Source organism: Pseudomonas sp. GM17, from assembly GCF_000282175.2.
GTDB lineage: Bacteria > Pseudomonadota > Gammaproteobacteria > Pseudomonadales > Pseudomonadaceae > Aquipseudomonas > Aquipseudomonas chlororaphis.
Genome location: NZ_CP124732.1, coordinates 3,349,683 through 3,375,885, shown reverse-complemented (window position 1 = coordinate 3,375,885; position 26,203 = coordinate 3,349,683). Strand labels below are relative to the sequence as shown.

The following is a 26,203-nucleotide window of genomic DNA, read 5'->3' as shown; positions in this document are numbered from 1 at the left end:
CAAGATGAGGGACGACATGACATCAGTACCCGCCGAGCCACAATCGTTGCCAGGCACCGAGCGCAGCCTGTGGGACGCGTTCGCGTGCCCGGCGGCCGGACAATCGGCCGACAGCGCACGGGAGCAGGAAGACATTGCCCTGCCCCCTGGCCTGACGGCCAGCATCAACGACCTGATTACGGCCGCCGCGGTCCTGGGCTCCCTGCTCAGCCCGGAAGGCCGGGTGACCCTGGGCATCCATGACGGCGGCAAGCCGTCGCAGCTCGGCGTCGATTGCACGGCGTTGAACCTTGCGCAAGACGCTCGGGGCTATATCGCGCAGTTGCGCGACAGTGCCGAAGCGCCCCATGACGACACGCCATTGCGTGCCGATATCGAGATCAGCGATGGCAACAACCTGCCCGCGGCGCAATCGCCGGTCTGGCTACTGGTGCAGGACGGCCGCTGCCAACTGTCGGTACGCAGCGATCGCATGACCCGGGCCGTACGTCTGGAACTGCTTGAACTGGTGGCCTTCGCTTGCGCCCGGGTACTGGATCCCAAGGCCCTTCCGGCTTCCTCTATCCAGCCCGCCTGCCCTGCCCCGGCCGAAACCGGCCAGCGCCCGTTCCTGGTGGAGCGCATCTACCGGCATGTACAGAGCAAGCCATCGGCCGTGGCGATCGTGGATGACAACAGCGACCGCACCCTGACCTACGCCGAACTCTGGGATGCCTCCGAGGCCTTGGTCCAGCACATACGCGAACGCGTCACTTCCCGGCGCTCGAGCCCGCGCCTGGCGCTGTTCCTGGAGCGCGGCTGGCAACACCTGGCCTCGATCATCGCCGTGCAACGCATGGGCGGCACCTGCGTGCTGATCGACCCGGCGCACCCCGATGAACGCATCCGGGCCTTTATCGAAGAGTGCAGCCCCCATGCGGTGTTGACCGCGGGCAGCACCACCGAGCGAGCGCGAGACTGGGCGAGCTGCCCGCTGCTGGATATCGACAAGGTGCAGATACGCCCTGCCCACGTCGACTGGGAACACGGCAAGTGGGTCGAAACCACCAACGAGGCCTGCTTTATCGCCGGCACTTCCGGCAGTACCGGACGGCCCAAGGCCGTATGCCTGTCCTATCGGGGAATGGCCGCAACCCTGGACGCCATTATCGATCAGGCCGGGTTGGGCGAGCATAGCCGCGGCTCATGGCTATCGTCGCCCGGCTACGGGATGGTCGAGGTCGACCCGCTGCCGGTCCTGTGCGCCGGCGGCACGGTGTGCATCCCTGCCCCGCAGGTGCTGCAGGACGTCAACCTGCTGGCGCGCTGGCTGCTCGAAGGCGACATGAACCATACGCTGGCCATGACGTCCATCGCCGAAGCGCTGTGGGCCACCGGGACCCGGACCGGCCTGCGCACCATGCTGATCGCCGGTGAACGCTGCAAGCAATGGCCGCCGACCGATCTCGGCTACCGGGTGATCAATGTCTATGGCTCCGCGGAGGCCGCGGTGGTGTCCATCGAGGACCTGTGCGCACCGCGCCGCACCTTGCTGCCCTCGGTCGGACGGGCGATACCCGGCGCCCGGATGTACGTGGTCGACCGCCATGGCCAGCCGCTCGCGGCCCGTTGTGTCGGCGAGCTGATCATCACCGGCGAGACGCTGTCGGTGGGCTACGTGAACCCCGAGGACACCAAGAAGGCGTTTCGTGGCAACACCCTGGACGCCACGTCGCCATTGCAATACAGCACCGGCGATCGGGCGCGCATGGCCGCCGATGGCACCGTGGAAATCTTCGGGCGGACCGACTCGGTGGTAAAGATCCGCGGACATCGGGTCGACCTGACTGAACTGGAGATCACCGCGCTGCAGGTACCGGGCGTGGTGAAGGCGGCGGCCACCTGCTTGAGCAACGACCTGGGCGCGACCCTGGCATTGTTCCTGGAGCTGGCTCCGGACGCCGCAGAGGTGATGGCCAAGGTCCGCAAGCACTTGGCCTCGCGCCTGCACCCGGCCGCTCAGCCCGGCCAGATCGTGACCGGCACCCTGCCCCTGGGGCGCAACGGCAAGGTGGACTACAACGCGCTGCAGGTTGGCCCGATCGAGCGCGATGCGGACCAGACCGTCTTTGCCCCGGAGACCCGGGCAGACCACGCGGTACGTGATTGCTGGCTGGCCTGGACGCTGTGTGAAGAGGCGACGCTGGAGTCGAGTTTCTTCGACGCCGGCGGCGATTCCCTGCGCGCCTTGCGCATGGTTGGCGAGCTGGCCTGCAAGCACGGCATCCATGTGCAAATGGGCGCGTTCCTCGAGGAGCCAGTACTGGCGAACCTGGTTCGCCTGGCCAATGCCTCGCGCAATACCCAGTTGCCGACGTTCGAGCACTTGCCGGCGCAGCAGCAACGGCTGCCGTTCGAACTCAACGAAAGCCAGCAGGCACTGTGGATCGGTCGTGGCTCGTTCTACGACTACGGCGGCGTCGGCTGCCAGGGCTATTTCGAATGGGAAGTGCAGGCCCTGGATCGCGAGCGCTTCACCCGTGCCGTGGGGCTGCTGGTCGAGCGCCATCCGATGCTGCGCATGACCATCGATGCCAGCGGACGCCAGAGCATCGGCGATGTCGACGGTACCCAGGCGGTGGAGTACGTCGATCTCAGCTCCCTGGATGCGGCGCAGATCGACCGGGAGATCGACCAGGTCCGCGAACGCATGGCCAACGAAGAAATCGGCACCACGCAATGGCCACTGTTCCAGTTCCGCATCAGCCGCATCAGCGCCGGCACCAGCCGTGTGCATCTGTGCATCGACATGCTGATCGCCGATGCCTGGTCGATCTTCCAGGTGATCATCCCCGACCTGATCGATCTCTACCTGGAAGATGACCCACAGCTGCCCGTGCTCCAGACCAGCTTCCATGACTACGTCGCCTATCGGCAAAAGGTGCTCAAGAGCGCCCAGTACCAGGCCGACCGCGAATACTGGCTGGACAAGATCAACTATCTGCCGGCGGCGCCGCGCTTGCCGCAGCTGGAGCCCGGGGAGTTCAGCGGCCCGTCGCGCTTCGAGCGATACGAGGGCAGCCTCGCCGTCGCGGCCTGGGAGCGACTCCAGGCCCAGGCCCAGGCACGCAATATCTCGCCATCCGGGGCGGTTGCGCTGGCCTTGTGCGAAGTGCTGCGCTGCTGGAGCGAAGAAGACCGCTTTACCCTGAACTTCCCGGTCTCGGACCGGATGCCCGTCAGTGCCGATATCGACCAGGTCGTCGGCGACTTTACCAATACCCTGCTGGTGCCTTACGAAACAGCGGCCGCCGATACCCTCGAGGCTCGCGGCCAGAAGTTGCAAGGCGCCATCTGGCAGGCACTGGACCATCGGCTGTTCAACGGTGTCGAGGTGCTGCGCGAGCTGGCCCGGGCCCGTCGCAGTGGCGGTGCGCCGCTGATGCCGATCGTCCTCACCAGCCTGCTCGGGCACCCGGGCCGCCATGATGCGGCGCGTCTTGGGCAAGAGGTCTACGGTGTCTCGCAAACGCCGCAAGTCACCCTGGATGTGCAGCTGCGCGAATCCGAGGGCACCTTGTACTTCAAATGGGACTACCTGTCCGGGGTCATTCGCCCTGACGTGGTGGAAGCGATGTTCGGCGCATTCCGCACTCTGCTGCAGCAACTGGCCGACGACAGCGAGGTCTGGCAACGCACCTGGCTCGACCTGCGACCTGCCGCGCAGATCGAAGTACGCCAGGCGGTAAACGCGACCCAGGCGCCGGTACCGGAGGTTCACCTGCGTGACCTGCTGCTGGCACGGATCGCCGAACGCGCCGGGGAAACCGCCGTCCTCGATCCCCGGGGCAGCTACAGCTGGGGCGAAATCGGCCGGGCCGCGGCACGGATCGGCCAGCTGATCCAGCAAGCCCGCAACCCCGGCGAACGCTTTGTCGGGATCGTGCTGCCCAAGGGCAGCGGCCACTATGCGGCGGTCTACGGCTGCCTGCTGGCCGGTGTCGGCTATGTGCCGGTGGATATCGACCTGCCGCCCGAGCGTATCCGCTCGGTGCTGTCCCAGGCCGGGGTGCGCACGGTTATCGCCGGTGCCGATACCCGGTTGCCGGAGCAGGCGCAGCGGCTCGTGCTGACGGACGAGGACCTGCGTGCCTGGGCCGGGCAACACACGGACCTGGCCCTGGCCCCCCTGCCCGCGGACTACTCGCCCTACGTGATCTTCACCTCCGGCTCCACCGGCAACCCCAAGGGGGTCGAGATTCCAGAGGCCGCGGTGGTCAACCACGTCTATGACGTCGTCGAACGCTTTGGCCTGGATACCTCCACCCGCCACCTGGCCACTGCCGCCCTGCACTTCGACATGTCGGTCTTCGATATCTTCGGCCCCCTGCTGCACGGCGGCTCGGTGGTGGTTCCTGCCCAGGCCGCGGGCCCGGACCCCGATACTTGGCTGCGACTGCAGCGGCGCCACGGCGTGACCTTCTGGGCCTGCGTGCCGGCCATCATGGACTTGCTGTGCAGTGTCGCGGAAAACGCGCGCAGCTTCTGCGCGGTGGAATCGCTGGCCAATATCGTCATGGCCGGCGACTGGATCCCTCTGCCATTGCTGCCGCGAGCCAGGGCGCTGTACCCGAAGGCACGGCTGTACTCCTGTGGAGGCCCCACCGAGACCACCAACTGGTCGGTGCTGCACGAGATCGACGAGCAAGAAGGCCAAATGGTGCGTTCGGTGATCTATGGCGCGCCGATGCGCAACTCGGCCTATCACATCGTGGCGGGCGACTGGACCGATTGCCCGGATTGGGTGCCCGGGGAAATGCTGGTGCAAAGCGATGTGTCCCTGGCCTGTGGCTACATCGGCCAGCCGGAGCTGACCGGCAAGGCCTTTGTCCTGCACCCGCGCAGCGGCCAGCGGATGTACCGCACCGGTGACCTCGGGCGCTACCTGCCCAACGGCGAAATCGAGATCCTGGGACGTCTCGACAACCAGATCAAGCTCAATGGCCTGCGCATCGAACTGGGCGAGATCGAGAGCGTGGCCGAGTCCTGCCCCGGTGTCTCGCGGGCCTGTGCCGTAGCCCTGCCTGGTCCCGACGGGCATCCCAAGCAGATCGCCCTGGTCTATGTCGGCGAGCCCGGACTGGCTCCTGCAATCACCCAGGCCCTGACCCTGCGCCTGCCTGCCTACATGGTGCCGAAAACTGTCCAGCCGTTGCCCCAATTACCCCTGTCGAAGAACGGCAAGGTGGATGTACTGGCCCTGCGTGAAACCCTGAGGAATGACATGAAAGACTCCACCAGCAAGACTCCGCAAACCATCCTGCGCACCGTTATCCGGGTTATCGCCAGCCATCTTGAGGAGCCGGTGGTACTGCCCGAGGACAACTTCTTCGACCTGGGCGGCGACTCGCTGTCGGCGATGAAGATCAAGATCGAACTCGAGTCCCAGCTGTCCATCAGCGTGCCCCTGGAGAACCTCATGCTCACCGAGACCATCAGTGAGTTCGCCAACAGCCTGGACGCGGGGAACCAGCCATGATCAAGGACAACCTGCACCGGCAATGGCTGGAGGATGTGGACGCCTACCTGGATGGACGCACCACGCCACAGGAACTGGAGGCCAAGGGGCAATTGCGGGCCCGGGAAGTCTTGCAGTATGTCCAGGAACGCTCGACGTTCTATGCCAGGCACCTGCGTTCGCAACTGGGTGGCCCCAGCGCGTTGCCGGCGCTGGACGGCATACCGTTCACCACCAAGGAAGACCTGCGCGCCGTGGGCCGCTCGGTCTGCAGCCTGCCTTTCGAGCAGATCGCGGTGTACTACGAGACGACCGGGACCACGGGGGCGCCCACCCCCTGCCCTCGGGCGGCGATCGACGTGGATACCAGCGGTGCCTATGTGCAGAAGGCCGTCTCCGACCTGTACCAGTCGACATTCGGCACCACCGATGCCCTTACCGCGATCATGGGGCCGTCGGAGCTGTATGCGTTCGGCGATACCTATGGCGAGGTCTGCCGCAACCTGGGCATCCCCTATGTGCGGCTGTGGCCGGAAAGCCCCCGGGTCGGCCTGGTCAAGGCCGCTCAGTTGATCAACGACCTTGGCGTGCGCTCGCTGATCTGCTCCCCCGCCGTGGCCCTGGCCCTGGCCCGGCTCTATGTGAGCCAGGGGATCGATCCGCGCGAGACCGCGGTGGGCCAGATCATGGTGCTGGGCGAACTGTGCACGCCGCAGATGCTGAGCAATATCGCCCGGGTCTGGAATGCCCACTGCACCCATGGCCTGTATGGCTCCCAGGAAGCCCATGCGGTGGCCACCGGCTGCGCCAACGGCAACCTGCACTTCTCCGAGACCAACTACCTGGCGGAGATTCTTCCGGTTCCCGGAATGGAGGGCGATATCGGCGAACTGTGCCTGACGATGCTGGTACCCGGGGCCAAGCCGCTGATCCGCTACCGCACCGGCGACCTGGCGCGACTGCACGCTGCCGAGGAATGCGGGTGCGGCAATCGTTCTCGTTGCCTGCGGGTCTTTGGCCGGGTGAGCGATGTGATGACCCTGGCCGGTCGCCAGGTACTGCCGGCACTGATCGAGTCGGCAGTGCTGGCTGCGGCCGAGTGGGTCTCTGGCTACGAGGTCAGGATCTGCACCGCCAGCGACGGCAGCGACCATGTCGAAGTGTCGATGGTGGCGGGTATCGGCGAGCGTTCGCTGGCCCAGGTACAGGAGCAGATGGCCGGCCATTTCGGCACCTCGGTCCAGCTGCAACTGGAGCAGAGCCTGGACCCGAGGACCGAGACCGGCGCCTACATTTCCTGGAAGCACGCCCGTATCCGCGATCAACGGGAGAGCGCCCTGTGAGCGCGTTACCAGCCACCGCCTGCCCGGACGATGGCGTGAACAGGGCGGCGCGCCAGCGTACCCGGCCGATCGAAAGCGTGCCGTTTCACCCCGAGAGCATCGGCACCGACTACGGGATCAAGATGATCCGTAACTCATTGGCCCTGGCCAACGTCAACCCCATGGGCTGATCGCTCTGGAAAAAAGCCTCGGGTGCCGGCCGGATGCCGGTCGACACCCATTAATCTAAGGATTGGATAAACATGACTCACACACCCGCGAATGCAACGCTCAATGAAAAACGATGGCAGGCACTGGCTGTCATCTCGATCATCCAGCTGATACTGCTGCTGGATGCCACCGTGGTGAACGTGGCCCTGCCACGGATCAAGCACGAGCTGGGACTCACGGACGGGTCCCTGACCTGGGTAGTCAATGCCTACCTCATCACCGCCGGATCGCTGTTGCTGCTGGGCGGGCGGATTGGTGACGCCTTTGGGGTGCGGCGCACCTTCCAGGTCGGCGTAGTGATTTTTGGCGCATTTTCCTTGCTGGCGACCTTCGCCGAAGATGCCACCGTGCTGATCGTCAGCCGTGCCGGGCAAGGGGTCGGCGAAGCCCTGGCTTCGGCCACCGGGCTGGCCATGGTGTCGTTGCTGTTTCCCGCAGGCCCCGAGCGCGGCAAGGCGTTTGGCATCTGGGCGGCACTGGGCGGCCTGGGCTCGATCATCGGCGTACTGCTGTCCGGCGTACTGACTCATTATCTGTCGTGGCGCTGGGTGTTCGGGATCAACGTGCCGATCGTCATGCTGCTGAGCGTGGCGACCATGGTCATGATTCCCAAGTTCACCCACCGCACTTCCACCCCTCTGGACCTGGGCAACGCACTGATCCTGGTGGTGGCCGTCGCCGCGACCGTCATGGCCGTGATGGGCTCCGGCATCGAGCACCTGCCCGGACAACGCGTGGCGCTCCTGGTGCTGGGCTTGCTGGGTATCGCCCTGGTGCTGCGTCGTTGCAAGCGCTCGGAAAACGGCATTATTCCCGCACGCCTGATGGCTCGCTCTCCCCGCCTGGCCGGCTACGCCATCGTGGCCATCCTGGCGGCGACCTCCGGCGCCTTGTTCTACCTGGGCGTACTGCTGCTGCAAGACTACCTCGGCCTGAGCCCGATGCAGACTGGCCTGGCCTGGCTGCCCTTCTGCCTGGGTTTCTTCCCCGGCATCTTCCTTTCGCAGTTCGTCATGCAGCGCTGGAGCCCGCAGGCCGCAGCGGTCGTCGGCCTGGCAACCTCGGCGCTGGGTTTCGCCTTGTTTGCCTTCGGCGTACCCCTGCATAGCTACTGGCTGGGAATGCTGCCGGCCATGCTGGTCACCTCCATCGGCTTCGGTTGTGTCGCACCGGTCGCTCAGTCGTTGGCCACCAGTGACCTGAGCGAGGCGGATGCCGGTGCCGGCTCGGGTATCACCACCACCATCCAGCAGCTGTTCCAGGTGTTCGGGGTCACCCTGCTGGCTGCCGTGGGCCTGGCGGTCTCCGACAGCACCGCAGTGCCGACCATCACCGCCAATGGTTTCGTCAGCGCTTTCGCACTGTCGGCGCTGGCGATGATCGGGGGTGCCTTGCTGATCTGGGCCGGACGCAATGCCCTGGCTCTCGAGCCGGCCCCCTCGAGCCCCCAGCCGTAGGTTATCGTCATGCATCAGAACTACCTGATCCCTCCCTTCAAGGGACCCCTGGCGACGCTTTCCAGCGTCGCGGGGCTGCGGGAAAAATGGACCGGGGCGATGCTTGACCAGACGGGGCGCGCCTATTCTGGCGCGCTGCGTCTGGACTTCAGCGAGCAGTGTTGCCACGCGCAAGTATTCGACGCCGTGGCCCAGACCCTGGCTCGGCATCCGATCCTGGCGGCCCGATTCGAGATCGAAGGAGAACAGCTGGTCGGCCGGGCCCCCAGCGAACAGGCATTGCGCCAGACGCTGCGTGAGCAACTGGGCAAGGTGCAGGCCGCCGTCACCGACCAGGACTTCCTGGCCTATCGGGCCAGGCAAGCCGCCGAACCCGGGCTGCGCATCGCCTCGGCGGTAGACGAGGCTGGCCTGCACATCTGGATCGGCTTCTGGATCTATACCTGCGATGGCGCGTCGATTGACCTGCTGCTGGAGGATATCGCCCAGCATTACTCGGGCCTGCCCCCGGTGTCCTGCAGCGCCTGGAACGACTATTGCCGGCTGCAGCACCTGCCGCCGCCGGCAAGCGCGGCGCAACGGCTTGAGATCTACCCGGGGACGGGGCCCTACGGGCTCGACGCACTGCGCGCCAAAGGCGCTGGCGGCATGGGGCGCATGCAGAGCCTGACGTTCACCTCCAGCGTGCCGCGCAGCAGGGTTCTGGACTATGCCAGGGCCCAGCGCGTGACGCCGTTCGTCCTGCTGTTGGCCATCTACCAACGGGCAATCAGTGCCGTCAGCGGTGTCGCCACGGTGGTGACCGGCGTCCCCTTCGCCAATCGCCCGGGCGCCGCGGCCCAGAAATTGGTGGGGCCGTTGTCCAATACCATCCCGGTCAGTACCCGGCATGAGCCCGGCGAGCCATTGGCCGCGGTGATCAAGCGCGTGCAGCGGGCGGTGATCAATGCCGCGGCTCGCCAGGACATGGAGCCGGCAGCCTTGTATCCCGAGGGTATGTCTACCCGCACCGCCGGCTTCGAACTGCCGTTTCCCCAGCTGTTCAACGCCTGGAACTCACGCAGCGCAGGCAGCCGCATCGCCCTGGGCGACAACCAGTGGATGAGCCTGCGGCTATTGCCCAACGATACCTGCCGCGTGGCTTTCGAAATCACCCTGGATGAGCACACCGAGCATATTTCGGGGCGGATCGACATGGACGCCGCAGCCTATGGCGACCATGCAGGACAGGTCATCGAACAGATGATCAGCGATCTGCAAAGCATTCCCGGCGACTGATCCGCAAAGCGTGTAGACCACCGCCAAGAGCGCAGTTCGCCCAGTCCTGCGCTCTTGGCGGATGGCCTGGCTGCAACGAGCCGGGCATCGCTCCTGCCGATAACGCGTGGGGGTGTTCAATCCTCACTGACCGGCTTGAGTTTCAACGAGACAACATGAAGGTTTCGTACTCCAGGTCATCCAGCGCCGTCGATAACCGCGCCAGCCCCAGCAGTACACAGAGCAGCAGCGAGAAGGTGAAGCCATAGCCGAAGAAACTCGGCCCCAGGTACAGGCTCAGCAGGGTCAAGGCGCCGTTGAGTGCCACGAACAAGAGGCACAGTTCCAGCACGATCATCCGTTTGTCGAGGTAGAAAAACACGTTAAGGATCGCCATGAACACCACCTGGATGCTCACCCCGATCAGGTCGATATAGAACAGCGGCAGGTAGTAGCTGGACATCCCCAGCCACTCCAGTATGCGCGGGCCAAAGAGAAACAGCAGAACCACCGTCAGCCCCTGGACCTTGCAGATTTCCAGCAGGCCCTGACGGATCGAGAAGGTCATCTCGGCTTTCAACGAACCGATATGCTGCAGGGTCTCGCCGTCGCGCACCGCCCGGAACAGACGCTCGTACCATTCGGCGAAGTCGGTTTCGATCCTTACCAGGAACACCGCCATGCCAGGAATGATCGCCAGGTAGGCGAGGAAGATCGGCAAGTCATAAAGAATCGAGGCGCGCATCGGCCCGATCACCTGGCTCGAGGTCTGCGGGTTGAACCAGAAGATGAACTTGTCGATCCAGATTCCCAGGTTGTAGCAAAGCCCGGTCAACAGCAGGCTGACAAACACCTGGCGCCGGTCCAGAAAGTCGAAGGCCACCAGTTTCTCGGCCCGGTATTCGCGCAGGATGTCGTAGAGAAACAGGAACAATAGGCTGCTGTGCCCCAGCAGCAACGCCAGCAGCAGCCCTTCCATGCCCAGGTGCCTGAGGAAGAATGCGCTGCCGACCATCAGTCCATAACCCACCAGCATCACCAGCAGGATGCGGTTATAAGCCTTCATCCCCGAGAGGAATATGATCACCAGCCACAGGTTGCAGAGCACCACGAAGTTGGCCAGGGTCAGCAGGCGGTAGATCAGCCCCTGGTCGAACAAGGTGATCAACAGGAGGATGCCCAGCACCCCGGCCCCCAGGGTCACCAGCAGCAGCATGCCCACCAGGTTCGGCAGGATTTGCTCGTACTTGCGCTCGAACAGGCGGTCGGAGACAAAACGGGTGAAGAAGAGTTGTAAGCCGCCGGTGAGGATCAGCGACGTGGCCATCAGGTAGGTCACGGTGATCAGGAACTGGCGGATCACCACCTCCGGAACCACCAGCCCAAGGCTGATGACCCCCACCAGCATCACGCTGAGAATCGACAGGACCCAGGGCCCGGAGCTGATCAGGCCGGCATAGACATAGGCATGCAGCGTCGCCGTGTAGGAGTCGCGCGAGAGAATCTTGCGCAGTTCGAAACCGATACCGGCCATTTACACGGCCTCCTTTTGAAGGGTGCCCATGGCGCTGTGATAAAGCCTGCGATAGCGCTCGATCATCAAGGTTTCGCTGTAGTAGCGGTGAACCCGCGACAAGCCGGCGGCCTGGGCGGACTTCCAGCGCTCGGGGCTGCGCAGCAGGTCGATGATTGCCTGGGACGTGGCCTGGGGATCGGCGATCGCCACCACCTCCCCGGCCAGCCCGAGATCGCGGTCGGACGCTTCGCCGCCCTCGATCAGCTCACGGCAGGAGCCCACGTCGCTGCTCACCACTGGAGTGCCGGCGGCCCAGGCTTCGAGAATCACCAGGGGCTGGGCCTCGCTAATGGAAGTCAGCACCATCAGGCCCAGTTGCGGCAGGATGTCCTGGATCTTCTGGAACCCGAGGAACAGCACCTTTTGCTCCAGCCCGAGGCTGGCCACCAGGCTGCGACACTCGGCGACGTACTCGGGATCTTCCTCTTGCGGCCCGACGATCCAGCCTTCGACCTGCGGCATCACACTGACCACTCCCCGCATGGCCCGCAGGAAGGTCTTCACGTCCTTGATCGGCACCACCCGGCCGATCAGTCCGACCACGGGGGCGATGCCTTCGGCCCGGGACTCAAGGACCTGGGTCCAGAGCTGCAGGTCGATGCCATTGGGAATCACCTGGGTGCACTCGGCCGGTGCGCCGTCCTTGATCTGTCGCTGGCGGTTGCCGTCGTACAAGGCAATGATCTGGTCGGCACTGTCGTAGACCAGATGACCGATGCGCTCGAAAAAGCGCACCCAGAGCATACGGATGTAACCGGTGCCGGTGTCCATGCTGTCGTTAAGCGCCTGGTTACTGGTTTCGGCGATCCAGCTGGCCTGGGCCAGGTCGATCTTGCGCTCCTTGGTGTAGATCCCGTGCTCGCTGAGCAGCAACTGGCCCCCCCACAGTTGCTTGAGGATGCAGCCCGCCAGCCCGGCATAACCGGTTGAAATCGAGTGCAGCACCCGCGCCCGCGGCATGCGTCGGGCGGCATCTGCCAGCATCAGCAACGGCGACTGCATGGTGCGCAGGGTCCAGAAATAATTGACGAAGGAAGGATCGGCGCAATGCTGCTCGTACCCTTCGGTCAGCGCCTCCCAGCTGGGGCGACTGTAGAGCACGTCATCCAGGGTGATCCGCGCCTGGGCCAGGGAATCGAGCACGCCAATGCCCAGCTCGGCGGCCGGTTTTTCCGGGTTGTGCAGGTAACGGTAAAGGTTGCTCAATTCTTCCAGGGACGCGGTGTGGGCGACTCGCCTGTGCTTCGGATTGCGCCAGGCTTCCTCCAGATACACCTCTTCGATGTGCACGACGTTGGCTGGAATCTCATAGCGGCGCTGACCGTAGGCTGCACGCTGGCCACCGATGAACAACACCGAAAAGGTCAGTTGCGGCAGCCCGAGGATCATCTGGTGAATCCAGCTGGACACACCGCCGCGCACATAAGGCCAGGTGCCCTCGAGCAACAGGCAGACATCGGCGATGGGCGTTGGGTTGACGGTTTTCTTCATGTCCAGGTCCTTATCAGCCCGGCAAAGGGCGGACGTTGTTGCATCTGCGGCGGCAAGCGGCTCAACAGCGCGGGAATCTCCGCATAGTTTCCGCTTTCAAAGGCGATTTCGGCACGGAATGGCAAGACCTTGGCCGGGTCCATGCCCGCTTCCTGGGCCTGGTGCAAATGCAGCCGCGCCTTGTCGATATCGCCGCGCTCAAGGGCGATACGCCCGGCCAGCAACAGCAACTCGCCGCCCTCTCCCGCCTCCAGCGCCAGCCTGGCATGTTCGCCGGCTTGCTCCAGCACGTGCAGCTGGACGCTGCCCTGGGCCAGGCCCAGGTAGGCCAGTTCCCAGTACCAGCGCGCCAGGGTGGCATGCAGGGCGCCGGCCTTCCTGGGCGCGGCACCGGGCAACTGTTCGAGGGAAAACTGGATCCGCTGGTTGATATCGGTTTCCTGCTTGTCGAGCATCGAGTACGCCAGGAGACGGACATCGTCGCTCGGATCGCCCAGGGCCAGCTTCAGAATCGGCACCGCTTCCTTGCCCGGCATCCTGCGGGTGGCGAGCAACGCCGCCAGGCGCTGGTCGGGGTCCGGCGCGTGGCGCAACACATCCTGCAAGCCACTGTCACCGAAGGTCGGCGAATGCAAATGGGACTGCGCGCGAAACGGCAGGCCGGGAATGCCGACGGCCTGCCACATCTGCGTATCGCGCTTGCGGGGCAGATACAGCGCCGGAAAGATCGCCGCAATCACCCCCACCGAGCCCAGCAACGGGACAAAGAACGCCAGGCTGAAAATGAACAGCGGACTCCACGGCAACGGCGTGCGATAGCGCGCCGGCAGCAGCCGCCAGACCGCCGCCGTCAGCAGGCCGCAGGCGATCCCGTGGGTCATTGCATACAGCAGCGCGATCTGCGGGTCGGGCAACTGCGCCGTCAGGCTGGCCCAGCTCCCCGCCTCGAAAAACAACGCCGCGCTAAACAGCCACTTGCTGATCATTCAGGCCACACTCGTTGTACAGGAAGTTACGCAGCCCATCCCGTTGCCGGGCCGACTCCAGGTCGTAAGGCAGCACGGTGACCCCCAGGCTGGCCAGTTCCACGCTCATGCCGAAATGCTCGTGAATCAGCTTGCCCAGGCGCGCCAGATAACCTTGGGCGCCCTCGGCACTGGTCAGTGGCAACAGCACCAGCAACAGAGCGTGCCCGCGGTTGTTGGCAAGGCCCAGGTGCAGGTCCAGTCCGCGCTGGCTGCGTTCGAAAAGCCGCGTCAGTTCATCGTTGGCCTGGGTCGATTCAAATGCATAGAGGCAACCGGACAGGCCGTGCTGCTCGACATCCACCAGCGAACGCTTGAGCTGGCGTGTGAAGTGTTGGGCATCGTCGCTTTCCAGTTGCAGCACCTGCAAGTCAGAGTGCAGCAGGTCGGCGATATGCCCGGCCAGCAGCGCCAGCAGGCTGAGGGTGCGCTCCTGGAAGGCGAAGAACGGCATCTGCCGTACCGCGAGGATTGCCAGCACCTGCCCCTGGGTGTCCACCAAGGGAATACAGGCCTGCAGGGACGACACCGAAGCCTGCCCGCCGCTATCGAGCAGCTCTTCACGCACACTCACCAGTTCCTCGCGCTCCAGGCACAGGCGCACCAGCAGGTCGTTGGGGTCCAGGGGTCCCATGGTCCCGGTGGCGGCCAGCAGGCTCAGGTTCGGCGACGCATGGCCGGCCTGCTCCACGCGATACAGCGCGGCGACCCGCAACGAGCCGTACTGACCAAGCAGGCTCAGCACGGGCTCGGCCAGCAGGCTCAGCGGGTCATCGCCATTGGGCAGCACGCGCAGGCGATCGCGCAGGCCCAGCAACGAACTGCGCAGGCTCTGGTCGCTGCCGGCCAGGCGCTGCTCCAGGCGATCATGGGACACCCGCAGAATCTGGTGCGCCCGGGTGAAATCGTCGAGCCGGTACTGGCGATACTCGTTGGCCATCTGCAAGCGCAGCAATCGCCGTTCCCACAGGTCTCGCACCTCGCCCACGAGCATGCCGCAGACCAGCACGCCGACAATGTAGGAGGGAGCGATCTGCGCGTAACCGGGCAGCCCCGACTGGCGCAGGATGAAGAACGCCGCCACCAGCAGGCTGGCGCTGATCAGGCCGCGGACAAACCCGTAGCGCACACCCAGCAACAGCGGCGCCAGCACCGACCAGGGAAACTCACCCTGCACCTGCAGCGGGTCTTGTGGCGCAAGCCACAGACCCACGCCGATGACCAGGGCCGTCACCAGGAAAGTTTCCAGCCATGACGCCGGACCGCTGGCGCGGGGCGCCAGCGCGTAGTCCATGTGTGGAGATCTCATGACAGTCACTCGATCCTGAGGCCACCGACAAGCTTGTCGAGCACCTTCTGCGCCGCGCCGGCCAGGCTTTCGCGGGACCAGCCGGCACGGGCGCCGCTATTGCTCCAGAGCACCTTGCCGGTACCCGCCTCGACCACCCGCAGGCTGATGCCCACCGCCGGCTCGCCATCCAGGCCGTTCTTGTACTGCCACTCTTCAATACTGCCGGACACCACATAGTCGAGATTCTGCTCGCGAGCCCAATCCATGGCACCGGCCAAGCGCTCGTTATCGTCGAGCAGGGCTTGTTCGCCCTGCCCCGCCGCGCCGTTGTAGACCTGGGGTTGCAGGCCCCGGCTGCTCAGTACGCTAAGCAGAATCTGCTCACTGCGCTCGCCGGCCTGGGGCGTCTGGGAATAGTTGACCAGCGGCAACACGCCCCAGCGGGCGGATTTCGACAGCTCGGGGCTGTCCTGACCGGTAAAACTGCTGCAGCCGGCCATCAGCAAGGCGACCATCGCCAGACTCACGCAACGAATGGATTGCATAAGGTTCACTCCTCTTTGAATTCCATGATCAGCGTCCAAAACGGACGCTGTAGCTGACACCTGCCGTGCCCCCGGACTTGCCCGTTCCGCCTTGTGGGGCCGACTGGTAGCCGAAGGTCACCGCCAATTCGTCATCCCCTATCACCTCGGTGCCGACACCGGTACTGACGGCGTAGTTGATGGTGTTGTCGGTCCACTGCCAGCCTGAGCTGACGTCTACCAGCCAGGTGTACTGCCCACGCGTGCGGTTCAGTGCCCCCGGGAAGCCACGCCGCCACGAACTGCCGAAGAACAGCTGGCCGTAGCGCTTTTGCAGCAGGGTCTGGCTGGTGATCTGGTTCGGATCCTCGAGGCCGGCCCCCGCCAGGTCGATGCCCCCGCCCAGGGTATTGGCCAGATTGGGCAGCGAACGGTGGTCCAGGCTGTTTTGCTGGTAATCGATGCCGCTGCGCAATGCCCAGTTCGGTCCTTCGAACTGCAAGGTGTGGTCGAACTCGATCTTCAATGCCTGGCCACTGCCCAGGTCATCGCCGCTGCGGGTCGAGAACCAGCGCTGGGCCAGGCTCCAGGACAACTGGTCACGGGCCGAATAGCGATGCCGCCCGCCGACCCAGACATCGTCCTGCTGGCCGAAGGCACGCATCAGTCCACTGTCCTCGTTCTTACGATGCCAGTCGGCGCCGACGTCCAGTTCGTTGCCGCTGTCCACCTGCCAGGTGCGGCTGGCGCCCAGGCCGTTGCGGTCATCGTCCTTGCGCAGGCTGCTGTCGAAGATCAGCGTGTAGTTGCCGTCCTCCAACTGCCGCTGCAAGGTCAATCCGGTATTGGTCTCGTTGCCCAGGTGTGATTCATCGAGGGTGTCGCCGCTGTATCGGCCCTGCTCCACCACAAGCCTGGCGTACCAGTCGTCATTCAGGTAACGCGCAGCGCTCAGGCGCGGGCCGTTGAACACCAGTCCGCCATAGTCCTGGCGTTCCCAGGCGATTTGTACGCCCTGGGGTGTGCGCTCGGTCATCTCGATGGCCTGGCGCCGCAATTGCTCACGGATCGCGGGAGGCTGGTCCTCGCCCAGCGCCGACAGGTCGACGGCCAGCGCTTCGCCGCCACGCCCCAGGCTGTTCAGGGCCTCGACCCGCTGCGCCGGGTCCAGGCCATCGCTGGCCACCAGGCGTTCCAGGGCTTGGCGATTGTTGCCGCGCAGGGCTTGCTGGATCTGTTCGTAGCGACTGACCTTAAGGCCACGGGCGCGGGCCCAGGCCAGCCAGTCATCCTTCTGCGCCGACTGATTGATGTCATCCAGGCGCACCAGCATTTGCTCGAACCACAGCTGCAGCATCGGCCTGGAGCCGTCCAGCCACTGCATCGCCTTGTTCTGCGCCTTGCGCGACGAGTAGCTGCTGGCCACCAGACGCAGCCAGGTCGCATAGCCCTGGGGCGTGGCGCGGATCTGCTCGGGCGTCACCTGACGATTGAGCTTGAGCCGCAGGCGCTGGGCCGAGTCGGCATAACCGGCGCCTTCCAGCGCATCGGCATAGGCCGCCTGGACCATCCAGTCCCGGGGATTGGCTTGCAGGTACAAGCGGTACCAGGCCAGGGCCTCGGTATTGCGCCCCAGCAACTGGCTGGCGGCGGCAAACGGCAGCCAAAGCGTGCTGTCACCGCGCGCCAGGGAACGCCATTGCTGCAGCAGCGGCTTGATCTCGCCCGTGCGCCCCAGGTCGACATACAGCCACATCAGGCGTTCGCGGAAGGTGTTGTCCTCCGGGAAGCGGCTCAAGCCCAGGCGATACAGGCGCAGGGCCTCGTCGTGATGACCCTGGTGGACCTGCAGCGCCCCGCGCGCTGCCAGGACCTGGGAATAGTCGGCGGCTTCCGGGTACTGGTCAGCCTCCTTGAGCAGATCGATCACCAATGGCCAGTCCTGAAGCTCCTGGGCCAGTTGCAGGGCCGCGACCAGGCGCCGCGGATTGTGCCCCTGGCGCCAGCTGTCGACGGTCAGCTGCAAGGCCTTGCGCGGATCGCGGGTGCGATAGAGGGCGATCAGCTCACTCTCGTCGCCGGTATTGAGCGAGCCCTTGATGGCCAGCATCTTCTCCAGTGCGAGCTGCAGCTCATCGTCCGACTCCAGGTCCCAGGCCAGCGCGGCACGGGACTGCCAGTAGTCGAGGTCGTTGATTTTGTTGCCGTCGACCGCGGTGATCACCTTCCAGGCCGACTGGCTGTCAAACAGCTTGAGGTGGTTGTTGGCCCAGTCCACCCGCTCGGCGCTGGTCAACGGATAACGGCTGGCGAAGTTCTTCCAGACCGCCAGCCGCTGTGGGTACTGCTCGGTGTTTTCCAGGTTCTGCAACAGGCGGACCCAGGCCAGGCGGTGCTTCGGGTATTTGGCGACATAGCGGCGCAACCACTTTTCCGCCTGCTCGGGCGTGCCCCGGGATTCTTCGGCGTACACCAGGGCATCGAGTTCGACATTGCTCAGGGCCCGGCTGTCCATGATCCCCGCCAGCAGCGGAATGCCCCGGTCAAAGTCGTAGCTCTGCATCGCCAGGCGCCAGGTGTGCTCGAACTCGGCCGGGTTGTCCCGCAGCTTGCTCAGGCTGATCCAGTAGCCCAGCGCCGAGGCCGAGTCGCCCCGCCATTCGGCGAGATGGGCCATCTGCTCCAGCAGCAACGGATCCTCCGGATGTTGCTCCAGCAGTTGCGAGCCCGCCGCATGAGCGCCCTTGAGGTCACCGAAGGCCAGTCGCTGCCTGAACTCCTTGGCCAGGATTTCCGGGTTGTCGGGCTGCGACTTGCGCCATGCGATGAAAAATGACTCGGCCAGGTCCGGACGCTTGTGCGCTACAGCCACATCGACGCCCCGGTCAAGCAGCGCAGCATCGAATTGCGCATCCGGCTGGGCGGCCAGTTCCCGGGCCAACAGCTGGGCCGCCTGAGCGCCGCGATCCGCCGCCACCAGGGTGTTGAAGGCTCCCTGCAGGAACTGGCGACGCGCTTCAGGCGTCTGGCTGGCATCGAGCAACTGCACATAAAGGTCGGCGGCGCGTCCGGGTTGCTCGCTGGCCTGGTACCACTTCGCCGCCTCGGGCAGCCAATGCTCACGCTGCCCTGGATCGCGACGCGCCAGTTCGGCATAGGTGTCCGCGGCCAGCCCCGGGGCCTGGACACTCAAGGCCAGCGTGGCCAGGCGCTCGAGCTGGGGGGATGGCAGCGTCTTGTAGTCAAAGGCCTTGAAACGTTCGGCCAGGGCCTGCAACGCTGCACTGTCGGTGCTGTTGGTCAGCGCCAGGGCATCCAGTTGCAGGCGGTAGTAGGACTTCAGCGCTGGATCGGCCTGCGGCCATTCGGCCAGGTGTTTTTCCGCCCTCGGGTAATCGCCCAGCTGAATCAGCAGGTCGAGCAGCTGGGTGCGCAATTCATTGTTTTCCGGATGGGCCGCCAGCAGCACCTCGGCATAGCTGGCGGACACTTCGTCCGGGGGGCCGAGCGTGGGACGGAAGGTATCTTCGTTGCGATAGGTCGCCCACAGCAGCACGCCGACGACCATCGCCACCAGCAGCAATGCCCAGGGGTTGAGCAGCCGTGCGCGTGGCGCCTTAGTTGCAGAAGAGTTGGGCATCACTCACCTGCTTCATGGGAAGTTGGAAATGCCACAGGCCCTGCTCGGACTTGCCGGCATAACGTTGGCCCCGGACCTCGACCCGACAGGCGCTGGCCGAACGCACCGAGAACTCCAGGTTGAATTGGCCGGCAAAAGAGAAGCTCACCTGTCGGTCACTCACATAACGCCAGTCACGCAAGGGAATATTCGCCAGCTCCAATGCCGGACGCGGGTCACGCTCGGGCCGCAGGGCCAGCAGCGCATGGTCGCCGCTCAAGGCCACATAACGGCCCTGGGGCAGATCGCGGACACCGGCCACGTTCCGCGAACGCCCCAGATCCGGCCAGCCCAGCTCCGGGTCCAGGCGCAGGGTACGCAAGCCGTCCATGCCGCGGACCTGCCAGTCGCCATTGGCGGTGCGGGCCAGGCTGGCCTGGTACAGGCCATGGACCCGATCGAGGTAGTCGCTCATCCACAACGACAAGGGCTGCTGGCCGCGCATGAAGCGGTAGATATTGGCCATGGCCTTGATCGACGCCTGCTTGGTGCCCGAATAGAAGTGGTAGTACAGGTGAATGCCGCGCAAGCGCCGTGGGCTGTCGGTCAGCTCGAACGTATCGATGACGTCGCGAAAGCCGTAATACGGGCCTTTCCAGAGGTTGGTGTACATGTTCTCGTTGATCACCGGGGCGTAGTACTGCAAGCCGCCTTCGGTGGGACGCAACAAGGGGTACAGGCCGGTCAGCGACGAATTGGCTTTGGTCAGGATGGTCTGCCCGCCGTTGACGTTTTTCAGCCCGGCGTCGTAGGCCAGCTTGATGGTCTCGGCGCTGGGCAGCGCATCCCCCGGCCAGAAGAGCAACTTCACCGGCTTCTGCGCAGTGGTCAGGCGGCTGTTGATGTAGTCCCGCGAACCGACGATCTCGCGCTTGAAGTCCAGGGTCTTGTAGCCCTGGATGTTCAGGCGCAATCCGTATTCGGCGTGGAAGTCCTCGTCCTGCCTGGCCTTTTCCGGCTGCAGGTAGAACGGGTGGCTGTAGGTGTGGCTGGCAACCTCGACTTTGGGATCGGCAAAGATCTCCTGGGCGAGGGGCTCCAGCTCCCTGGCGAGGAACGGCGACATGCCCTTGGGCCCGACCTCCCCTTCGATGATCGAAACCGAGGTCAGGTACGGGTTGGGACGAATGTAGTCATCCAGCACCTGGCGCCCGGAATAAGGGGTGCCGCGCACTTCGGCATGGGATGGGAAGCCATCCCCGTCAATATGCACCGTGGCGATCCGCCGGCCGTTCTCGGTGGTGGTGTCCGGGCGCGGTTGCGCCGGCAGGCGCAGGGCTTTCTGGATAAAGGCAAAGGGGTCGAGAATCCAGCGGCTGCGCTCGACATTGGTCTCTACCACATAAGGCGCCAGGGCCATGCCCCCCCAGGTGCCGATGGCCACGGGGGCGTACTTGCCGCCCTGCTCATCCCCCAGCAACAGGGCCGGTTGCGGCCCGTCGGGCAGCAGCGTCACACGGGTCAGCTCTCGGGTGCGCGCCACTACCGGCGCCTCGAAGCCACCGATCAAGGCCTTGTCCTGGCTCAGCACTCGCAGTGCGCCGCGAGCCCCTGGCGCCGCGAGGTTCAGCCCCAGGCGCTTGAGCAATGCGCGATCCTCGATCGGCAGGCCGGCCATGATGGCCAGCGGCACCTGTTCGTCCAGGCGTTGGCCAATCCAGCCATTAAAGGCACGGCTGTCCTGGGGTGGGCCGCTGGTCATCCACACCACCACCCCGGCGTACAGGCCGGCGAAGCTGTGGGACGGCAAACTGGCATCGGCCGGCAGATAGTCCACCCGATAGCCCAGGTATTCCAGCAGACCGCCAAGCATCCGGTGCCCGGCGTGATCGTAGAGTTCGCCTTCGCGCGGGTCGTAGAGCATGGCGATGCGCCGCGGCTGTACTTCCACGGTGCTCATGCCGATGGCGTTGAGGTCCGGGGTGGTGACCACCGGGATAAAGCCTTCCTGGCTCAATTGGCGAACCAGCTTGCGCGCTTCTTCGCGACGGTCGGGCGGCAAGTAGTCGATGGCCACCAACGGCATGTTTTTCGCGCGAAGTGGCTCGAGCTCACCTTCAAGCCAGTTGCGGTCGGACTCGGAAACCGGGCGATAACGCTTGGCTGAGGCATCCCAGCCGGCATGGATCGATTCGACGGCCACGGCCGAGGCAACGCCATCGAGCTCGCCCAGCACTTCGAAGCCCCGGTTGAAGAACAGTTTGAGGTTCGGCTGGCGGCTGTGCAGTTCCCGCAGAAACGATGCCAGGGCTTTGCGTTGCGGTTCGCGATGAGCCTCGGGGAGCAATTGAAAGCTGTCGAGCGTATCGAGGAACAGACCGGCATAACCCTGCCCTTGCAACGCCTTGGCACGCTTGAACAGATGTTCGCGCCAGGCCGGCGTCGAAATATCCATGACCTGGCTGTTCCAGGCCTTGTTACGCGTAGTGCTTGCGCTGCGGGTCAGCGACGCTTTGTCCAGGGCGACGCGGTCGCCATCGAACTCACCCACCGACAGGTAAGCGAACGGCTGGCTGCCAAGTTCGCGCAAGGTGGCAACATTGGCGGTGCTCATATGGCCTGGCTCGACCACAACCCATTCGAACTGCGCCAACTCTTGAAGCGGTGGCCGATCGGCGTACCAGAACCCGACACTGGTGGGCGCCGCCGGCGAGGCTTGCACCACCGAGTGGGTCGCACACAACGCCAGCGCGGTAAACAGCCGCCGTACCCCTTTGCAAACACGCCCCCTGCGAAACTTGATGTCCATAAATCACTCTTGAGTAGATCAATCCGCGCGATACCGGACCCGCGAGCCCTCTGCAACCGGGCCCGCAAGGCGTGGCATTAAAGACTGTGGTAAAGCCGTGCCAGGCCTTCAGCCACGGTGGTTGGCGACCCCAGGCCAAAGCGTTCGCGCAAGCGGCGATTGTCGGCCTTGGAATGCCGGATATCGCCCGAGCGGGCAGCGGCATGACTCACGCTTAGCGGTTTGCCACTGATCCGTTCCAGGGCCGTAATCAGGTCATTGAGCGTGGTGACCCCGCCGAGACCGACATTGGTGGCATCAGCCGCGGGCTGGGGGTGTTCCAGGCCCTGGAGCAGGATCTTCACCAGGTCTTCGACATAGACGAAATCGCGGGTTTGCTCGCCATCGCCGAACACCACGATCGGCCGTCCGGTTTTCGCCCGCTCGCTGAAAATGCTGATCACCCCGGAGTACGGCGACAACGGGTCCTGGCGGGGCCCGAAGATATTGAAGAAGCGCAGGATCACCGGCTCCAGTCCATGCTGGCGACGATAGAAATTCAGGTAGTGCTCGCTGGAAAGCTTGTCCGCGGCATAAGGCGTCAGGGGGGACGTGGGCGTGTCTTCATCAATCGGGGTGCCCTCCCCGTTATTGCCGTAAACCGCGGCACTGGAGGCAAAGACCACTCGACGGATGCCCGCGGCGATCATCGCCTCGCATACCCGCAGCGTGCCAATGAAATTACTCCGATGAGTAGCTGCCGGGTGTTCGACCGAGGCGTGGACCGAAGCGACAGCCGCCAAGTGCACCACCGCGCTGCACCCCTGCATGGCTTCAGTGAGGGTCGCGGCATCGGCGACATCGCCGACCACCAGTTTCAAGGCCGCACAGTCCATCGGCAGGTTGCTGACCTTGCCGGTAGAGAGATCGTCCAGAACCCGGACGGCATAGCCTCTTGCCAGCAACGCATCCACTAAGTGGGAACCAATGAAGCCAGCCCCCCCGGTTACCAGTACTCGTTTGGCAGACATAGATCATCCCTAAAAAATATCGCAACCCCATCGTCTAAAACCGGCACCCCCACGAAAATGAGCCATGGCTGTTGGCCTTATGGCTGATATTTCCGTGGATACCTGCTCTTTAACAAAGGCTGTATCGCCTTTTCCTGGAGGGCTTCAGAAGACTGGCGTCAAAAAAACATCAGTTAAATGACGCAAACAGAAGCGGATACTGGGAGACGAATGCCATCATGTCAATAATCCGTCTAAATTTTAAGATGAGGCTGTGAGCTTAAAAAAAGGTCAGTATATTGACGCGCACATTCCTGGGGCTCTGGGTTCCCCTTGCCCCTGGCAATGGAAAACTCATCTTCAAGGCGACGCGCTCGCCTTGAACCTCCGCATGCGAGACCTGAGTCGGAATCACGCCTCATTGATCTCAAAACACGACACCCGTATTGAGTGGGGCCCCCGACTGCTATAGAACCCCTTGGCGGTATTGGTCAGCGCGGCGCCATCTTTGCCCTGCTGCGTATTTACCCGCTCCGTTTCCATTCAGGTATCGAGTATGAAATCAAAAATAAACCAAGCCTTGATTACCCCTGCGCTCTTCTCGCTTCTGATGTTCCAGTGGACGCCTGTCTTTGCCGAAGAGGCTGCCAGTTCCCCCTCCAATCTCTTGACCGCGGCGGTTGCCTGGAAGCAGACGGCGGCTGAGTTCGAGGCGCTTTATTACCAAGGCTTCAACATCGCCAGGATGCGTCTGGACCAGGCCCTGCAAGCCCGCAAGGACGGCGACCGACCGTTGGCCGTCATCAGCGATGTCGACGATACCGTGCTGGGTAGCAACAGCTACTGGGGCTACATGATCAATTCGGGGAAAGAGTTTTTCGATGACGGCGCCTGGGACCAGTGGGTCGCCGACAATGGCCCGGTCGCCACGCCCGGGGCAGTGGAGTTCTTGAATTACGCCCAATCGAAGGGGGTCGAGGTGTTCTACGTCACCAGCCGCGACCAGGGCGAAAAAACCAAGGAATATGCGCTGGCCAACTTGCGCAAGAACAAGCTGCCGTTTGCCGATGAACAACACCTGACGGTCTATCGCGACAGCTCCAACAAAGAGCCACGGCAAACGGAAATCGCCAAGGACTACGAAGTGGTGGTCATGCTGGGCGACAACCTCAATGACTTCAAACGCAAGTACTACGTCGCGGACGTCAAGCAGCGCAACAGCCTGATGACGGAAGACAAAGAGCAGTTCGGCCGCAAGTTCGTCCTCTTCCCCAACCCTACCGACGGCCATTGGCTCAAGGCGATCTTCGGTGACTCCGAGCCCCCGGCCACCCCGGAAAACCGCGCCAGGTTCAAGGCGGCGGCCGAATCGACAGCCTGGCAACCAAAGCAGTAATCCTGGGCCACCTGCCCTGCCCGCGCCGTTCGAAAACCGGCGTTTTTTCGCAACCTTCTGAACGCTGCATATCCACTCAAAATGATTGGCCCTGCCAGCATTTTGAGTGGAACTGACTAGACCGCAATCGCCCCCGCCCGCCCGGACTCCACCACAAAGGACTTGAGGGTCGAGACACTGGCATACGGGTCCCGGGGATCGGAAATGATCCGCAGGTGGGTCAGCATCTTCCGTTCTTCCAGCTCCACCGCCACATACCCCCGCCAGCGGTTCTCGAAAAACCTTACATGGGGATTGAAGGGCAGGATGGCGTTGAACGACTGGCCGTCGGACGTGACCGAGGTGCCGACGAATTCAGTGGCGACGATCCGCGAGTCAGGGTCATGGGCGCGCGCATGCAGGTCCGTGACCCAGAACGAATGAATGTCGCCGCCCCAGAACACCGGGTTACTGGCTCGCCGGCGTTCGATGGAGGCCAGCACCCGTTCGCGAGTCGCCCTGTAGCCGTCCCAACCGTCGGTCCAGTGCCCCAGCGCCTGGCTCGCCGGGACGTGCTGGAGCAGCGGCGCCACCAGCAGGTCCTGGGCGATCACATTCCATTGCGCCCGGGACCGGGCCAGGCCCTGGTCCAGCCAGGCTTCCTGCTGCCAGCCCAGCATGGTGCGCCCGGGGTCGCGCAAATCCAGGCAACTGTCTTCGGCGATATGCCCCTGATGGCTGCCATTGGGCGCAATGCACGGTTGCTCGGAGCGGTACTGCCGGCCGTCCAATACATGGAATCGGGCCAGTCGCCCATAGTCCAGGTTCCGATAGATGCGCATGTCCGGCCCCCGCGGCAGGCTGGTGGCGCGCAATGGCATATGTTCGTAGAAGGCCTGATAGGCCGCCGCTCGCCGCTTGAGGAACGCGGCTACCGGAGTCCCCGGATCCTGGGACCAGCGATTGGCGTAGTCGTTTTGCACTTCGTGATCGTCCCAGGTCGCCACGCTGGGCGCGCTGGCATGCAGCGCCTGCAAGTCAGGATCGGTCTTGTACTGGGCATAGCGGTTGCGATAGCCCGCCAGGTCCAGCGCCTCGTCACTGCTGTGGGGGCGAATGATCTTGCCGGAGTCGGGCGCATAGGATTTTTCGTAAATGTAATCGCCGAGGAAGAACACCAGGTCAGGTTGCTCCGCGGCCAAGTGGCGGTAGGCACTGAAGTAGCCGCGCTCCCAGTGAGAACAGGAGACAAAGCCCAGCCGCGCCGACGCCATCGCGTGCACAGGCGGAGCCGTGCGCGACTGCCCTGTCGGACTCTGCGCCCCGAGGCTTTCAAACTGGTACCAATAGGGCCGCCCAGCCTCCAGCCCCGCGACCTCGACGTGGACGGAATGGGCGAAACGCAGAGTGGCCATGACTTCGCCTTGTTTCACGATCCGCCTCATCGCCGCGTCACTGGCCACCCGCCAGCGCACCGGCACCGAACGGTTCAAGCCACCACGTCCATCGGCCGCGTTGAACAACGGCGCCAGGCGGGTCCAGATGACAAAGCCATCCGGCAGCGGATCGCCCGAGGCCACGCCCAGGGTGAACGGGTAGTCGATGCCGGCACTACGGGCGAAGGGGCTGAGGATCGAAAAAGCCGTCGCCACCGCCAGGCCCGACAGCACCCGGCGACGGCCCGAATCCACCGGCTTGCGGATATCGTCGCTCATGATGCGGGCTGCCAATCGGCGCGCA

Annotated in this window: 15 protein-coding genes; 6 read left to right on the top strand and 9 right to left on the bottom strand. The window is 64.2% G+C overall.

What is annotated here, in order from left to right; genetic code table 11:
• Positions 1-16 precede the first annotated feature (16 nt).
• The 5 genes from PMI20_RS15305 (at position 17) to PMI20_RS15285 (ending at position 9,785) form a co-directional block, all read left to right on the top strand.
• Positions 17-5,518 carry a non-ribosomal peptide synthetase gene (locus PMI20_RS15305; RefSeq protein ID WP_037034622.1) on the top strand — a complete coding sequence of 1,834 codons (5,502 nt, stop codon included), beginning with the start codon at positions 17-19 and terminating at the stop codon, positions 5,516-5,518.
• Positions 5,515-6,840 (top strand): phenylacetate--CoA ligase family protein, encoded by a 1,326-nt coding sequence (locus tag PMI20_RS15300; protein WP_007925561.1) that lies wholly within the window; start codon positions 5,515-5,517, stop codon positions 6,838-6,840. The genes PMI20_RS15305 and PMI20_RS15300 overlap by 4 nt, the downstream gene beginning before the upstream one ends.
• Positions 6,837-7,010, top strand: a complete 174-nt coding sequence (locus PMI20_RS15295) for a glutamine amidotransferase-related protein (RefSeq protein WP_007925558.1) — start codon at positions 6,837-6,839, stop codon at positions 7,008-7,010. The genes PMI20_RS15300 and PMI20_RS15295 overlap by 4 nt, the downstream gene beginning before the upstream one ends.
• A 72-nt stretch (positions 7,011-7,082) precedes the next feature.
• A complete protein-coding gene (locus PMI20_RS15290) occupies positions 7,083-8,507 on the top strand; it encodes an MFS transporter (protein WP_007925555.1) in 1,425 nt (474 codons plus the stop codon).
• Between the two features lie 9 nt (positions 8,508-8,516).
• A complete protein-coding gene (locus PMI20_RS15285; RefSeq protein ID WP_007925554.1) occupies positions 8,517-9,785 on the top strand; it encodes a condensation domain-containing protein in 1,269 nt (422 codons plus the stop codon).
• Between the two features lie 142 nt (positions 9,786-9,927).
• Here the strand turns inward: PMI20_RS15285 and pelG are convergent, their stop codons facing one another.
• The 8 genes from pelG to pelX all read right to left on the bottom strand — a co-directional run bounded on the left by pelG (position 9,928) and on the right by pelX (position 23,109).
• Positions 9,928-11,298: an exopolysaccharide Pel transporter PelG gene (gene pelG, locus PMI20_RS15280; protein WP_007925551.1), complete on the bottom strand. Its 1,371-nt coding sequence runs from the start codon at positions 11,296-11,298 to the stop codon at positions 9,928-9,930.
• Positions 11,299-12,831 (bottom strand): GT4 family glycosyltransferase PelF, encoded by a 1,533-nt coding sequence (pelF, locus tag PMI20_RS15275; RefSeq protein WP_007925550.1) that lies wholly within the window; start codon positions 12,829-12,831, stop codon positions 11,299-11,301.
• Positions 12,828-13,817 carry a HEAT repeat domain-containing protein gene (locus PMI20_RS15270; RefSeq protein WP_007925547.1) on the bottom strand — a complete coding sequence of 330 codons (990 nt, stop codon included), beginning with the start codon at positions 13,815-13,817 and terminating at the stop codon, positions 12,828-12,830. The genes pelF and PMI20_RS15270 overlap by 4 nt, the downstream gene beginning before the upstream one ends.
• Positions 13,795-15,165, bottom strand: a complete 1,371-nt coding sequence (locus tag PMI20_RS15265; protein ID WP_037034620.1) for a PelD GGDEF domain-containing protein — start codon at positions 15,163-15,165, stop codon at positions 13,795-13,797. The genes PMI20_RS15270 and PMI20_RS15265 overlap by 23 nt, the downstream gene beginning before the upstream one ends.
• Before the next feature lie 5 nt (positions 15,166-15,170).
• Positions 15,171-15,692: a hypothetical protein gene (locus PMI20_RS15260; protein ID WP_007925542.1), complete on the bottom strand. Its 522-nt coding sequence runs from the start codon at positions 15,690-15,692 to the stop codon at positions 15,171-15,173.
• Positions 15,693-15,720: 28 nt separating this feature from the next.
• Complete coding sequence (locus tag PMI20_RS15255; RefSeq protein ID WP_007925541.1) at positions 15,721-19,311, bottom strand: tetratricopeptide repeat protein; 3,591 nt, start codon at positions 19,309-19,311, stop codon at positions 15,721-15,723.
• Complete coding sequence (locus PMI20_RS15250; RefSeq protein WP_007925538.1) at positions 19,289-22,099, bottom strand: bifunctional glycoside hydrolase/polysaccharide deacetylase family protein; 2,811 nt, start codon at positions 22,097-22,099, stop codon at positions 19,289-19,291. The genes PMI20_RS15255 and PMI20_RS15250 overlap by 23 nt, the downstream gene beginning before the upstream one ends.
• A gap of 77 nt (positions 22,100-22,176) precedes the next feature.
• The gene (pelX, locus tag PMI20_RS15245; RefSeq protein ID WP_007925536.1) at positions 22,177-23,109 is read right to left on the bottom strand and encodes a UDP-N-acetylglucosamine C4-epimerase PelX; all 933 of its coding nucleotides are present in this window, start codon (positions 23,107-23,109) and stop codon (positions 22,177-22,179) included.
• Between the two features lie 535 nt (positions 23,110-23,644).
• Here pelX and PMI20_RS15240 point away from each other — a divergent pair.
• A complete protein-coding gene (locus PMI20_RS15240; RefSeq protein ID WP_007925533.1) occupies positions 23,645-24,484 on the top strand; it encodes a 5'-nucleotidase, lipoprotein e(P4) family in 840 nt (279 codons plus the stop codon).
• 116 nt (positions 24,485-24,600) lie between these two features.
• Here the strand turns inward: PMI20_RS15240 and PMI20_RS15235 are convergent, their stop codons facing one another.
• Complete coding sequence (locus PMI20_RS15235; protein ID WP_007925530.1) at positions 24,601-26,178, bottom strand: alkaline phosphatase D family protein; 1,578 nt, start codon at positions 26,176-26,178, stop codon at positions 24,601-24,603.
• Positions 26,179-26,203: the final 25 nt, after the last annotated feature.